Origin of the sequence: Streptomyces sp. NBC_01077, assembly GCF_045162855.1 — a bacterium.
In the GTDB taxonomy this organism is placed as follows: domain Bacteria; phylum Actinomycetota; class Actinomycetes; order Streptomycetales; family Streptomycetaceae; genus Streptomyces.
On the sequence record NZ_CP108669.1, the window covers coordinates 5,803,433 to 5,817,550 of the forward strand.

Genomic DNA, 14,118 nt, shown 5'->3' on the forward strand with positions numbered 1-14,118 from the left:
GTGCCGTCGGGGCGTACGTTTTTTCATAACCTCTTTCTTCTTTCATCAGCTTGGGCACGTATTTCTCGGAGGACAGCTGTGGGACGACTCTTCGGCACGGACGGCGTACGCGGTGTGGCCAACGCGGACCTGACGGCGGAGCTCGCGCTCGGCCTGTCGGTCGCGGCGGCGCACGTGCTCGCCGAGGCGGGCACCTTCGAGGGCCATCGGCCGACCGCGGTGGTCGGGCGTGACCCCCGCGCGTCCGGAGAGTTCCTCGAAGCCGCCGTCGTGGCGGGGCTCGCCAGCGCCGGCGTCGACGTGCTGCGCGTCGGCGTGCTGCCCACCCCGGCCGTGGCCCACCTCACCGGCGTCCTCGGCGCCGACCTCGGCGTGATGCTCTCCGCCAGCCACAACGCCATGCCCGACAACGGCATCAAGTTCTTCGCGCGCGGCGGCCACAAGCTCGCCGACGACCTCGAGGACAAGATCGAGTCCGTGTACGAGGAGCACCGCACCGGTGCTCCCTGGGAGCGTCCGACCGGTTCCGGTGTCGGCCGGGTCCGTGACTACGACGAGGGCTTCGAGACCTACGTCGCCCACCTCATGGCTGTCCTCCCGAACCGTCTCGACGGTCTGAAGGTCGTCCTCGACGAGGCCCACGGCGCCGCCGCCCACGTCTCGCCCGAGGCCTTCACCCGCGCCGGCGCCCAGGTCGTCACCATCGGCGCCGAGCCGGACGGCCTCAACATCAACGACGGCTGCGGCTCCACCCACCTGGGGCTGCTCAAGGCCGCCGTCGTCGAGCACGGCGCCGACCTGGGCATCGCCCACGACGGCGACGCCGACCGCTGCCTCGCGGTGGACGCCGCAGGCAACGAGGTCGACGGCGACCAGATCCTCGCCGTGCTCGCCCTCGCCATGCGCGAGTCCGGTGCGCTGCGCGGGGACACCGTCGTCGCGACCGTCATGTCCAACCTGGGCTTCAAGCTCGCCATGGAGCGCGAGGGCCTGAACCTCGTCCAGACGGCGGTCGGCGACCGCTACGTCCTGGAGTCCATGAAGGAGCACGACTTCGCGCTCGGCGGCGAGCAGTCCGGGCACGTCATCGTGCTCGACCACGCCACCACCGGCGACGGCACCCTCACCGGCCTCATGCTGGCCGCCCGGGTCGCCGCCACCGGCAAGTCGCTCGCGGACCTGGCCGGTGTGATGGAGCGGCTGCCGCAGATCCTCATCAACGTCCCGGACGTCGACAAGTCCCGGGTGAAGACCTCCGGCGACCTCGCCGCCGCGGTCACCGCCGCCGAGCAGGAGCTCGGCTCCACCGGCCGCGTCCTGCTGCGCTCCTCCGGCACCGAGCCGCTGGTCCGCGTGATGGTCGAGGCCGCGGACATCGAGCAGGCGCGCGCGGTGGCGCAGCGCCTCGCGGACGTCGTGAAGTCGGCGTTGGGCTAAGCTTTTCTGAGGCATCGTCATGCGATGAGGGCCCCGCTGCACCCGGTCAGGGTGCGGCGGGGCCCTCAGCCGTTTCTCAGGCCTTCGACGCGCGGCGCCAGTGGCCGCGCTGGGTGCGCCAGAGGAGCTTCTGCCCGTACAGGGTCAGGATGCCGGCCAGCATGATGCCGAAGAGGTTGAGCAGGAGCTGTTCGATCGAGCCCCACATCTGGCCGAGTTCGCCGTAGCTCAGGGCCACGGCCGCGTTCGCACCGGCCGGGACCGTCGTCACCGAGATCGCCACGCCCACCAGGGCGCCGGACTTGGCCGAGGTGAGCGAGAGCGTGCCGGCGACGCCCGCGAGCAGGGCGACGACGAAGGAGAACGGGTCCGGCTGCCAGATAAAACTGGTGTTGGGGCGGTCCGCGTCCAACTGCTCCCGGCTGAACAGGTCGAGCGCGTCCATCCCCAGGCTGAACACCGTCGTCGCCACGATCGCCGCGGCGAAACCGACAAGCAGCGCGATCAGCGAGCGCGCGGCGAGCTTCGGGGCGCGCTGCACCACCGCCGTACAGACTCCGGCGAGCGGACCGAACTCGGGACCGACGGCCATGGCGCCCACGATCAGAATCGCGTTGTCGAGGAGGACACCGCAGGCCGCGATCATCGTCGCCAGGATCATGAACGCGCTGTACGTGATCGTCAGCGTCGACTCCTCGTGCGTGGCGCCCCTGAGCTGCTCCCAGATGACCGCGTCCGCGGCCTCGCCCGGGGCTTCCTTCTCGGCCGCGTCCGCCCATTTCGAGAGCGAGAGGTCGATGTCGTCGACGGCGATCGAGCCGTCCTGATCGATCCTCAGCTCCCGGAGCCCGTGCAGCAGTTCGTCCCCCGCCTCGCGGGCCACATCGCAGAGGACCAGGTCCCCGGCGGGGTCCCGGGCCGCGCCCGGCAGCACCACCAGATGGGTGGTGCCGACCGTCGACTCGATGAGCTTGACCGCGGCGAGGGTGCGGTCGGGCGGGACGATCATCCGGAGATGCAGCATGCGGAGAGCTTACGGAGATCAGAGCTTGCGGAGGCTGAGCCGCTGCACCTTGTGGTCGGGGCCCTTGCGGACGACGAGAGTCGCTCGGCCGCGTGTCGGGGCCACGTTCTCCAGGAGGTTCACCTTGTTGATGGTCCGCCACATGGTGCGGGCGTAGTCGAGGGCCTCGTCCTCGGAGACCTGGGTGTAGCGCTGGAAGTACGAGTCGGGGTCCTGGAAGGCGGTGTCGCGCAGCTTGCGGAAGCGGTTGAGGTACCAACGCTCGATGTCCTCCGGCCGCGCGTCCACGTACACCGAGAAGTCGAAGTAGTCGGCGAGGCCGACGCGGGTGCGGCCGTCCTTGCCGGGGAGGGCCGGCTGGAGGACGTTGAGCCCCTCCACGATGAGGATGTCCGGGCGGCGGACGACGAGGCGCTCGCCGGGCACGCGGTCGTAGATGAGGTGCGAGTAGACCGGGGCCGTGACCTCCTCCTTGCCCGCCTTGATGTCCGCGACGAACCGGGTCAGGGCCCGGCGGTCGTACGACTCGGGGAAGCCCTTGCGGGACATCAGCCCGCGCGCCTTCAGCTCCTCCATCGGGTAGAGGAAGGCGTCCGTGGTGACCAGCTCCACGCGCGGGTGCTCGGGCCAGCGGGCGAGAAGGGCCTGGAGGAGGCGGGAGACCGTCGACTTGCCGACGGCGACCGAACCGGCGACCCCTATGACGAAGGGCGTGCCGCGCTGCTCGGCGCTCTCGCCGAGGAAGGTGTTGAGGGCGCCGCGCAGTCCGCTGGTGGCCTGCACGTACAGGTTGAGCAGCCGGGACAGGGGCAGGTAGACGTCCCGTACCTCGTCGAGGTCGATGACGTCCCCGAAGCCGCGGAGCCGCTCGACCTCGTCGGCGGTGAGCGGGAGCGGCGTCTTGTCGCGCAGGGCGCTCCACTCGGCCCGGGTGAGGTCGACGTAGGGAGTCGCCCCGTTGGCGCTTCGTGGCGGCGAAGTGATCACCCCGCCATTGTCGGGGGTCGGAGGGCTTCGTGGGTCGTGGGGTCGGTCACGCCGCAAAAGCCGTTGTCCGACCCCTCGGCCGGTGTGATCCTTCTGATGCCGCGTGGGCTCCTGTCCTTCACGCGGGGGGAGCCACCACAGGGGTGGCGCGAAGCCACCAAGAGAAACGGAGAGCCGCCTCAGATGCGTACGTCCATGCGAAGCGCCGCCGTCGCCGCCACCACCGTGTCCCTCGCCCTGCTCGTCACCGCCTGCAGCGGCGGGGAGAAGAGCGACAAGGGCGGGGCCACCGGCGCGCCCAGCACCTCCGCCACCGGCGCGCCCGCGGCCAAGGCACTGTCCGCCGCCGAGCTGGACAAGCTGATCGTCGAGCAGGCCGACCTCCCCGGCCACCAGGTGCAGAAGGCCAAGCCCGCGGACATCGTCCCGGCCGACGCCGTCTCCACCGACAAGCCCTCCTGCAAGCCGATCGCCGACGGCATGTCGGCCATCGCCACCGGAAAGCCCGCGGCGAGCGCGCAGCGCAAGGCCATCGAGGTGCCGAAGACGGAAGGGGCGTCGGCTTCGCCGGAGGAGGCCCTCGGGGCGCTGGCGGCACCCGTGACGAGCGTGACGCTCGGCTCGTACGAGGGGCAGGGCGCCCAGGAGGCCTTCGCCTCGTTCAGGACGGCCGGCACCGACTGCGCGGGCGGCTTCACGCTGATCGGCGGCGGCGAGAAGACGAAGATCGACAAGGTCGCGCCGGAGACCCTCACCGCGGGTGACGAGGCGCTCGCCTGGACTATCACGACCGACGTGGACGGGAAGCCGTTCCTCACCAAGCTGGTCGTCTTCCGCAAGGGCAACACGCTGGCCTCGTTCTCCACGCTCAGCTTCGGCGGTGCGGTCAAGGCGCTGCCGCAGGCCATCATCGACGCGCAGGTCGCCAAGCTGGGCTGACTCCGGCCCTTCGGGCACCTTCCGCCGTAGGCTGCCGCCATGTGCGGAATCGTGGGATACGTCGGCGGGCAGTCGGCGCTTGATGTGGTGGTCGCAGGCCTCAAGAGGCTCGAATACCGGGGCTACGACTCGGCCGGTGTCGCGGTGCTCTCCGACGGAGGGCTGGCCGCGGCCAAGAAGGCGGGCAAGCTCGTCAACCTGGAGAAGGAGCTCGTGGACCGGCCGCTCGCCGGCGGGTCCGTGGGCATCGGACACACCCGCTGGGCCACCCACGGCGGGCCGACCGACGTCAACGCGCACCCGCATCTGGACAACGCCGGGCGCGTCGCCGTCGTCCACAACGGCATCATCGAGAACTTCGCCTCGCTCCGGGACGAGCTGGCGGAGCGCGGCCACGACCTGCTGTCCGAGACGGACACCGAGGTCGTGGCCCACCTCCTCGCCGAGGAGTTCTCCTCCGCCGGGGACCTCGCGGAGGCCATGCGGCTCGTGTGCCGGCGGCTCGACGGGGCCTTCACCCTGGTCGCCGTGCACGCCGACCAGCCGGACGTCGTCGTCGGCGCCCGCCGGAACTCGCCCCTCGTCGTCGGCGTCGGCGAGGGCGAGAACTTCCTCGCCTCCGACGTGTCCGCGTTCATCGCCCACACCCGCTCGGCCATCGAACTCGGCCAGGACCAGGTCGTCGAGCTGACCAGGGACGGCGTCACCGTCACCGACTTCGACGGGGTACCCGCCGACGTACGCGCCTTCCACGTGGACTGGGACGCCTCGGCCGCCGAGAAGGGCGGCTACGACTACTTCATGCTCAAGGAGATCGCCGAGCAGCCCAAGGCCGTCGCCGACACCCTCCTCGGCCGGATCGACGGCGCCGGCCGGCTCACCCTCGACGAGGTGCGCATCCCCGACGCCGTGCTCCGCGAGGCCGACAAGATCGTCATCATCGCCTGCGGCACCGCCTTCCACGCCGGGCTCATCGCCAAGTACGCCATCGAGCACTGGACCCGCATCCCCTGCGAGGTCGAGCTCGCCAGCGAGTTCCGCTACCGCGACCCGATCCTCGGCCAGCGCACCCTGGTCATCGCGATCTCCCAGTCCGGCGAGACCATGGACACCCTCATGGCGCTCCGGCACGCCCGTGAGCAGGGCGCGAAGGTGCTCGCCGTCTGCAACACGAACGGGTCGACGATTCCGCGTGAGTCCGACGCCGTGCTGTACACCCACGCCGGGCCCGAGGTCGCCGTCGCCTCCACCAAGGCCTTCCTGACGCAGCTCGTCGCCTGCTACCTCCTCGCGCTCTACCTCGGGCAGGTGCGCGGCACCAAGTGGGGCGACGAGATCCACGCCGTCGTCCGCGAGCTCGCCAGGATCGGCGACGAGGTCGAGCGCGTCCTGGAGACCATGGAGCCCGTCCGGGCCCTCGCCCGCTCCCTCGCACACAAGAACACCGTCCTCTTCCTCGGCCGGCACGTCGGCTACCCCGTCGCCCTCGAAGGCGCCCTGAAGCTCAAGGAACTCGCGTACATGCACGCCGAGGGCTTCGCGGCCGGAGAGCTCAAGCACGGGCCGATCGCGCTCATCGAGGAGGACCTGCCGGTCGTCGTCGTGGTGCCCTCGCCCAAGGGCCGCTCCGTCCTCCACGACAAGATCGTCTCCAACATCCAGGAGATCCGGGCGCGCGGAGCCCGGACCATCGTGATCGCCGAGGAGGGCGACGAGGCCGTCGTCCCGTACGCCGACCACCTCGTCCGGATCCCGGCCACGCCTACGCTGCTCCAGCCGCTGGTCTCCACGGTGCCGCTCCAGGTCTTCGCCTGCGAGCTCGCCACCGCGCGGGGCAACGAGGTGGACCAGCCGCGCAACCTGGCCAAGTCCGTGACCGTGGAGTGAGTGTGCGAGTGTGAACAGATGATCATTGGGGTGGGGATCGACGTGGCGGAGATCGACCGGTTCGCCGCGTCGATCGAACGGACGCCGGGGCTGCTCCAGCGCCTCTTCGTCGAAGGGGAGTTGCTGCTCCCCAGCGGTGAGCGGCGCGGGCCCGCCTCCCTCGCGGTGCGGTTCGCCGCGAAGGAGGCCCTCGCGAAGGCGCTCGGCGCGCCGGGCGGGCTGCACTGGACGGACGCCGAGGTGTACGTCGAGGGCACCGGGCAGCCACGGCTGCGGGTGCGCGGGACGGTGGCGGCGCGGGCTGCTGAGCTGGGCGTGAAGCACTGGCATGTGTCGCTGAGCCATGACGCGGGGGTGGCGTCCGCGGTCGTGATCGCGGAGGCGTGAGCTGTCGTTGATGTACGGACCATGGGCCCGGCCGCAGGGAGACGGCCGGGCCCATGGCCGTGTGCGCGCGGTCGCCAGGGCCGGCGTCGGGTGTGAGTGCCGCGCGCGTCCAGGGGGTGGTGGCCGTTTACTCCTGTGCTGCTCGGCTTACTCCTGTGCCGCTCGGCGGCGGCGGGTCAGGATCAGGGCCGCGCTGCCCAGGGCGGCGAGGCTCGCCGCGGTGAGGGCGACGGGGAGGGTACGGCTGCCGGTGGCGGCGAGGCCGCCGGTGGGGCTTGTTCCGTCGGTGGTGCTCGGGCCGGTGCCGCCGCCGGTTGTGCCTCCCGTGGTGCCTTGGGTGTGGGTGTTCGGGGAGGCCGAGTCCGTCGGGGGCGGCTCGGTGGGCGGGGCGGTCGACGTCGGTGCTGTGGACGTCGGGGTGGGCGTGGGCGTGGGCGTCGGCGTCGGCGTCGGTGACGTGCTCGTCGGTTGCTGGGTCGGGGGTTCGGTTGCCGTCTCGGTCGCCGTCGGTGTCGGGCCCGTCGGCTCCCCGGTCGGCGTCGGTTCCGGGGGCGTCGGGGTCTTCCGTACCGTCTGGGTCACCACGCCGCCCGCCACCGTGAAGAGCGTGTGGTCCGCCGGGTCCAGGGCCAGTGCCGCCGGGCGTTCGCCCGTCGTGATCGTCTCCGTGACGGTGCCCGCCTTCGGGTCGACGACCGCGACGGACGAGGCCCCGGTCCGGGCCGCGTACAGGGTTGCCGTTCCCGGGTCGTACGCGAGGGCCTTCGGGTTGCCGTCGACGGTGAGGCTGCCGGTGACCTTGAGTTCGGCCAGGTCGACGACCGAGACCGTACCGGCGGCCAGGTTGGCCACGTATCCCGTGCGGCCGGCCGGGTCGACGGTCACGCCCATGCTGCCGAGGGCGGTCGTGCCGAGGCTGACGGTGCCGGTGAGGCGGCCGGTGGTGCCGTCGACGGCGTTGAGGATGTTCCGGTAGACGACGGAGCCCTTCTCGACGGCGCCGCCGACGTAGGTCGCGTACCCCGTGTGGTGCGTGGTGTCCACGGCGAGTCCGGCCGGCTGGAAGGGCAGGACGACGGGCGCGCCGACGGCCGTGCCGGTCCCGGTGTCGTAGACGGTGACCGACTTGGCGGCCTGGTTGCCGACGTACAGCCGTCCCTGCCCCGGGTCGGCGGCGAGGAGGCTGACGCTGCCCTCGACCGGCAGCCGGTCGTCGGTGACGGCGCGGCTCGCGGTGTCGTAGACGGCGATACGGGTGGACAGGCCGAGGTAGAGGGTGCCGGAGGCGCCGAGGGCCATCACCGTGGCCGGGGCGGGGAGTTCGACCGGGTCTCCGACGGGCGCTCCGGTGGCCGTGTCGTACACCGTCAGGCGGTGGGCCGTGCCGTCGCTGCTGCTGACGTACACACGGGCGGCGGCCGGGTCGACCTCGGCGTCCAGGGCGGCGCCCAGGGGCGGGGTGATCGTGCGCAGGTTCTCGTGGAGCGGGGTGGGGAGCGGGGTCGGGGCCGGCGTGGCCGCCACCGTGCCCGCGAGGGCGAGTACGGCGGCGGCCGACAGGAGGGCGGTTCTCACTGGAAGGTCACCGGGACGTACACGTCGTACTTCCGGTCGGAGCTGTCGAAGTGGTCCGCGCGGGTGACGATCGCGCAGGTCACACCCGACTGGCCGCAGGTGACGGTGTCGGAGATCTTGGCCTTGACGTGGATCTGGACGGAGAAGGAGCCGAGGCCGCCGGACTCCGTGAACGGGGAGGAGTTGGACGGGGACATCCAGTACCAGTCGCTGTTCACCCAGTGGGAGGCGCCGGTCGTGCCGGTCTCGTCCTGGCCGCCGAGGCAGGGGGTGGGCTTGCTGTTCCAGGTGCCGGGGTCGGCGGTGTTCACCCCCGCGGGTATCGCGCAGAGACTCACGTAGACGCCCTGGTCGGGGTTGTAGCCGGAGCCGGTCACGGTGACGTTGGTGCCGGCGGCGGAGGCGGTGTTCGGGGCGGTGAGGGAGAGGTTGTAGGAACGAGTGCCGTCGGTGACGGTGCGGTTGGTGGTGGCGGCGGAGGCGGTGGAGGCGAGGCCGAGGGTGAGGGCGGCGGCGGAGGCGAGGGTGAGGGCGGAGCGGGTGAACGGGCGCATGGCGAAGCTGGCCTTCCGGGAGACGGATACCGGATACTTAGGTAAGGCAAACCTAAGTTGAGTGATGAAGGGGCGTCAACCCGTGCCACCGGGAGGGGGCTTGAGGATGGCGGGCCGACAGGCGCCCCGGGCGTGAGGACGGCGGGGCGGGCGAAGTGTCCCGGGGTTGAGGACGGCGGGGCGGGCGAAGTGTCCCGGGGTTGAGGGCGGTGCGCGGGCAGGCGCCCGGGGCCTGTGGCGGTGGGCCGATGCCCGGGCAGGTGCCGGGAGGCTGCGGCAGACTGCGAGCATGCGTACCGCTTACCGCGTGGAGACCGTACGGGCCGCCGAAGCCGCCCTCATGGCCCGTCTGCCCGAAGGCGCGCTCATGCAACGCGCCGCCGCCGGACTCGCCGCCGCCTGCTGCTCCCTCCTCGGGAAGGGGCGGGTGTACGGGGCGAGGGTCGTCCTCCTCGTCGGCAGCGGCGACAACGGCGGCGACGCCCTCTACGCCGGCGCCCGGCTCGCCCGGCGCGGCGCCGGAGTCACCGCCGTCCTGCTCGGCGACCGTGCCCACGAGGGCGGGCTGGCGGCGCTGCGGGCGGCGGGGGGCCGCGTCGAGGCCGATGACCCGTTCGAACCGCTCGCCACCGCCGATCTCGTCCTCGACGGCATCACCGGCATCGGCGGGCAGGGCGGGCTCCGGCCCGCCGCCGTGCCCGTCGCCCGGGCCGCGCGAGGCTCCGACGCCGTCGTCGTCGCCGTCGACCTGCCGAGCGGCGTCGACGCGGACACGGGGGAGGTTCCGGGGGAGGTGCTGCCGGCCGATGTGACGGTGACCTTCGGGACGTACAAGCCCGCGCTGCTCGTCGACCCGGCGCGGTCGTACGCGGGCGCGTTGCGGCTCGTCGACATCGGGCTCGGCGACGAACTACCGGGCGTGGCCGACCTGGAGGCGCTCCAGCACCAGGACGTGGCGCGGCTGCTGCCCGTACCGGGCGCGGAGAGTGACAAGTACCGGCGCGGGGTGCTGGGTGTCGTGGCCGGATCCGCGCGGTATCCGGGGGCGGCGGTTCTCGCCGTCGAGGGCGCGCTGCGGGGCGGGGCGGGTGCGGTGCGGTACGTCGGGCCCGCGGCGGACGCGGTGATCGCGCGGCACCCGGAGACCCTGGTCCATCCGGGGCCGCCGGACCGCGCCGGGCGGGTGCAGGCCTGGGTGGTCGGGCCGGGGCTCGGTGACGAGCCGGGTGTGGCGGAGGTCCTCGCGTCGGACGTTCCGGCGCTCGTGGACGCGGACGGGCTGCGGGGCCTCGACCCGGAGCGGGTGCGGGCCCGCAGCGCGCCGACCCTGCTCACCCCGCACGCCGGGGAGGCGGCGGCGCTGCTGGGCGTCTCCCGGGAGGAAGTGGAGGCGGGACGGCTCGCGGCGGTACGGGAACTGGCGGTGCGGTTCGGCGCGACGGTGCTGCTCAAGGGGTCGACGACGCTGGTGTGCGGGGCGGGGGGCGGCGCGGTACGGGTGAACCCGACGGGTACGGGGTGGCTGGCGACGGCGGGGAGCGGGGACGTCCTGTCGGGGCTCGCGGGCTCGCTGCTCGCGGCGGGGCTGCGCCCGTCGGACGCGGCGTCGTGCGCGGCGTATCTGCACGGGCTGGCGGCGAGGCGGGTGTCGGAGGGCCGGGGACCGGTGACGGCGGGGGAGGTGGCGGGGGCGTTGGGGGGTGCGTGGCGGGATGTGACGGCGGGGCTGTAGGGGGTGTCTTGTCGATCAGGCCGGGCTGATCGACAAGGCACCCCCTGGGGCGCCCGGGCTTCGGCCCGGACCCGAGGTGGGGCTCCGCCTTCAGCCGCTGGACCCATGGGGGACGAGGCGGGCTCCGCCGTCAGCCCCTGGACCCCGGGGCCGCCGCCGGCTCCGGCCCGGACCCGAGGCGGGCTCCCCCGTCAGTCCCTGGACTCACGGGGGGCGAGGCGGGCTCCGTGCGTCAGCCCCCGGCCCCCCGGCCGCCCCCCCCGACCCCCCGGCCGTCGCCGCCCCCCACTCGGCCGAACCCGTTGCCCCGGCCGCCTCTCTCGGCGCGCTCGCTCGTCCGCTCGGGGATTGGGTGGGTGGGTGATCAGATCGAGAAGTCGTGCCGTGTCGTTGTTCGTTCTTCTTGGCGTCCTGCTCGTGCCCGCGACCGGGGGCGGGGCCTTCGCCGATGTTCCCGAGCCCGAGGACGTGCTGGTGCCCGGGGTGGTCGGGGGTGGGCGGGCCGAGTATCCGATGGATACGCCCGATCAGGTGCTGCCGCCGCTGCAGCCCGAGGGTGAGGTGCCCGTGCCCGAGCCCGAGGAGGACGTCGACGAGTTGGTCGAGTACCTGCCGCGGAGTGCGGTGGGGGCTGCCTGTACCGCCAGCGCCGGGGCCTATCAGCGGCAGGTCGAGCGGCTGCTCGGGCTGAAGGTGGACGGGAAGCAGTCCGCCGCCGACTGCCGGGCCGTCCGCGCCTTCCAGGTCAAGGAGAAGATCAAGCCCGCCAACGGGTACGCCGGACCCGTCACCTGGGCCCGGGCCGAACTGCTCGCCGCCCGGAAGAACCTGGATCCGGGACGGCGCTGTCCCGTGAAGAAGTACGCCGTCGCCTGTGTCGATCTCGATCGGCAGCTCATGTGGGTGCGGAAGGACAAGAAGGTCACCTTCCCGGTGGTCAACATCAGGAGCGGGCGCGTCGGGTACGCCACCCGGACCGGGTGGCACACCGTCTACTGGCGGCACAAGGACCACTGGTCCTCCATCTACAACACCCCCATGCCCTACTCCCAGTTCTTCAGCGGCGGTCAGGCCTTCCACGCCGTCTACGGGCAGCTCGCCACGCCCGCCGGCAGCCGCGGCTGCGTCAATCTCGGCTACCGCAACGCCCAGAAACTCTGGGACGTCCTCCGCAAGGGTGACCGGGTCTACATCTGGGGAAAGCGGCCCGGGAGCTGACACCTGAGAGACTGGGCGCGATGACTGAGACACCGCCGCCCCGCAGAGCCCGCGCCGAGATCGACCTCGGTGCGCTGCGTGCGAACGTCCGCACGCTGCGCGCCCGCGTCGCCCCCCACGTCCGGATCATGGCCGTGGTCAAGGCCGACGCGTACGGACACGGCGCGGTGCGCTGTGCCCGCGCCGCCCTGGACGCGGGTGCGGACTGGCTCGGTACGGCCACCCCGCACGAGGCGCTCGCGCTGCGCGCCGCCGGGATCACCGACGTCCCCGTCATGTGCTGGCTCTGGACCCCCGGCGACCCCTGGGACCAGGGCATCGAGGCCGGTCTCGACATGTCCGTGAGCGGGATGTGGGCGCTGGAGGAGGTCGTCGAGGCGGCGCGTGTCGTCGGGAGGACCGCGCGCGTGCAGCTCAAGGCCGACACCGGGCTCGGGCGGAACGGCTGCCAGCCGGCGGACTGGCCCGAGCTGGTCGGGGAGGCCCTCAAGGCCGAGGCCGACGGGCTCGTCAAGGTCACCGGGCTCTGGTCGCACTTCGCGTGCGCCGACGAGCCCCACCATCCCTCCATCGCCGCGCAGCTCGACGTCTTCCGCTCGATGCTCGACCACGCCGAGAAGGCCGGTGTCGAGCCCGAGGTCCGGCACATCGCCAACTCGCCGGCCACCCTCACCCTCCCCGAGGCCCATTTCGACCTGGTCCGTCCTGGTATCGCCATGTACGGCGTCTCGCCGAGCCCCGAGCTCGGCACCTCCGCCGAGCTCGGACTCCGGCCGGTGATGTCGCTCAAGGCGAGCGTCGCCCTGGTCAAGCACGTCCCGGCCGGCCACGGCGTCAGCTACGGCCACCACTACGTCACCGACGCGGAGACGACCCTCGGTCTGGTCCCGCTCGGCTATGCCGACGGCGTCCCCCGGCACGCCTCGGGCCGCGGTCCCGTCCTCGTCGACGGCGTCGTCCGCACGGTCGCCGGGCGGGTCGCCATGGACCAGTTCGTCGTCGACCTGGGCGGGGACGTCCCCGCGCCGGGAACCGAGGCCGTGCTGTTCGGGCCCGGCGACCGGGGCGAACCGACCGCCGAGGACTGGGCGGTGGCCGCCGACACCATCGCGTACGAGATCGTCACCCGGATCGGCGCGCGCGTCCCGCGCGTGTACCTGGGCGAATAGAGGGGGGCCCATGGGCGAGTCCAGCAGCACCGGTACCTGGCGCCGCGCCGGATTCGCCGGCGCCGCGATAGGTGTGCTCGCCGCCGGCGCGGCCGCCGGGGTCGCCGTCGAGCGGCTGACCGTCGGCCGTTCCGTGCGGCAGAAGGCGCGGCTCGCCCTCGACTCCACCGGCCCGTACGGCGGGCTGCGCGGGACCCCCGGCCGGGCCCTCGCCGACGACTCGACCGTCCTGTACTACGAGGTCGACGAGGTGGAGGCGGACACCCCGCCCGCCCGTCGGCGGCGGCTCTTCGGGCGCAAGGACCCAGCCCCCGTCACCGTCGTCTTCAGCCACGGCTACTGCCTCAACCAGGACTCCTGGCACTTCCAGCGGGCCGCGCTGCGCGGTCTCGTCCGTACCGTCCACTGGGACCAGCGCAGCCACGGCCGCTCGGGGCAGGGTGTCGCGCAGTCCGGCCCCGACGGCGTGCCCGTCACCATCGACCAGCTGGGCCGCGACCTCAAGGCCGTCCTCGACGTCGCCGCGCCCGAGGGTCCGCTCGTCCTGGTGGGGCACTCGATGGGCGGCATGACGATCATGGCGCTGGCCGAACGGTACCCGGAGTTCGTCCGCGACCGGGTCGTCGGCGTCGCCTTCGTCGGCACCTCGGCCGGGAAGCTCGGGGAGGTCTCGTACGGGCTGCCGATCGCCGGCGTCAATGCCGTCCGGCGGGTCCTGCCCGGAGTGCTGAGGGCGCTCGGCTCCCAGGCGGAGCTGGTCGAGCGGGGCCGGCGGGCGACCGCGGACCTGTTCGCCGGGCTGATCAAGAAGTACTCGTTCTCCTCGAAGGACGTGGATCCGGCCGTCGCCCGCTTCGCCGAGCGGATGATCGAGTCGACCCCCATCGACGTGGTCGCCGCCTTCTACCCGGCCTTCGCCGAGCACGACAAGGCCGCCGCGCTGCCCGTCCTCCACGACCTGCCGGTGCTCGCCCTCGCCGGCGATCACGACCTGGTCACCCCCAGCTCCCACACCGAGGCCATCGCCGATCTCCTCCCGGACGCGGAGCTGGTCATCGTCCCGGACGGCGGCCATCTGGTGATGCTGGAGCACCCGGAGGCGGTCACCGACCGCCTCGCCGACCTGCTCGTCCGGGCGGGGGCCGTCCCGGAGGCGGCGGCGGCGACCGTCACGGTGAGGCCGGAGACCCGCAACAGCTAAGTTGGCGG

Annotated in this window: 12 protein-coding genes; 8 read left to right on the forward strand and 4 right to left on the reverse strand. The window is 72.7% G+C overall.

Annotated elements, in window-relative coordinates; translation table 11 throughout:
* The first annotated feature begins 78 nt into the window (after positions 1-78).
* Positions 79-1,437: a phosphoglucosamine mutase gene (gene glmM, locus OG462_RS26415; RefSeq protein WP_406061286.1), complete on the forward strand. Its 1,359-nt coding sequence runs from the start codon at positions 79-81 to the stop codon at positions 1,435-1,437.
* Positions 1,438-1,513: 76 nt separating this feature from the next.
* Here the strand turns inward: glmM and OG462_RS26420 are convergent, their stop codons facing one another.
* Positions 1,514-2,461 (reverse strand): DUF389 domain-containing protein, encoded by a 948-nt coding sequence (locus OG462_RS26420; protein WP_406061287.1) that lies wholly within the window; start codon positions 2,459-2,461, stop codon positions 1,514-1,516.
* 18 nt (positions 2,462-2,479) lie between these two features.
* Positions 2,480-3,448 carry a type I pantothenate kinase gene (gene coaA, locus OG462_RS26425; RefSeq protein ID WP_406061289.1) on the reverse strand — a complete coding sequence of 323 codons (969 nt, stop codon included), beginning with the start codon at positions 3,446-3,448 and terminating at the stop codon, positions 2,480-2,482.
* A 183-nt stretch (positions 3,449-3,631) separates the two neighbouring features.
* Here coaA and OG462_RS26430 point away from each other — a divergent pair, with 183 nt between their 5' ends.
* From OG462_RS26430 to OG462_RS26440, 3 genes are read left to right on the forward strand one after another with little or no spacing between them, the layout of a single operon-like run.
* Positions 3,632-4,387: a hypothetical protein gene (locus OG462_RS26430; protein ID WP_406061291.1), complete on the forward strand. Its 756-nt coding sequence runs from the start codon at positions 3,632-3,634 to the stop codon at positions 4,385-4,387.
* Between the two features lie 39 nt (positions 4,388-4,426).
* A complete protein-coding gene (glmS, locus tag OG462_RS26435; RefSeq protein WP_406061292.1) occupies positions 4,427-6,274 on the forward strand; it encodes a glutamine--fructose-6-phosphate transaminase (isomerizing) in 1,848 nt (615 codons plus the stop codon).
* Between the two features lie 18 nt (positions 6,275-6,292).
* A complete protein-coding gene (locus OG462_RS26440; protein WP_406061293.1) occupies positions 6,293-6,661 on the forward strand; it encodes a holo-ACP synthase in 369 nt (122 codons plus the stop codon).
* A gap of 147 nt (positions 6,662-6,808) precedes the next feature.
* Here OG462_RS26440 and OG462_RS26445 read toward each other — a convergent pair whose 3' ends face one another.
* Entirely contained in the window at positions 6,809-8,236 is a 1,428-nt protein-coding gene (locus OG462_RS26445) for a YncE family protein (RefSeq protein ID WP_406061294.1), read from the reverse strand.
* Positions 8,233-8,790 (reverse strand): hypothetical protein, encoded by a 558-nt coding sequence (locus OG462_RS26450; protein WP_406061295.1) that lies wholly within the window; start codon positions 8,788-8,790, stop codon positions 8,233-8,235. Before OG462_RS26450 ends, OG462_RS26445 begins: the two co-directional genes overlap by 4 nt.
* 289 nt (positions 8,791-9,079) lie before the next feature.
* Here OG462_RS26450 and OG462_RS26455 point away from each other — a divergent pair, with 289 nt between their 5' ends.
* From OG462_RS26455 to OG462_RS26470, 4 genes are all read left to right on the forward strand, one after another.
* A complete protein-coding gene (locus OG462_RS26455) occupies positions 9,080-10,522 on the forward strand; it encodes an NAD(P)H-hydrate dehydratase (RefSeq protein ID WP_406061296.1) in 1,443 nt (480 codons plus the stop codon).
* 390 nt (positions 10,523-10,912) lie between these two features.
* Entirely contained in the window at positions 10,913-11,740 is an 828-nt protein-coding gene (locus OG462_RS26460; RefSeq protein ID WP_406066719.1) for a L,D-transpeptidase family protein, read from the forward strand.
* A 20-nt stretch (positions 11,741-11,760) separates the two neighbouring features.
* Complete coding sequence (alr, locus tag OG462_RS26465) at positions 11,761-12,909, forward strand: alanine racemase (protein WP_406061297.1); 1,149 nt, start codon at positions 11,761-11,763, stop codon at positions 12,907-12,909.
* A 10-nt stretch (positions 12,910-12,919) separates the two neighbouring features.
* Positions 12,920-14,110: an alpha/beta fold hydrolase gene (locus tag OG462_RS26470; protein WP_406061298.1), complete on the forward strand. Its 1,191-nt coding sequence runs from the start codon at positions 12,920-12,922 to the stop codon at positions 14,108-14,110.
* Positions 14,111-14,118: the final 8 nt, after the last annotated feature.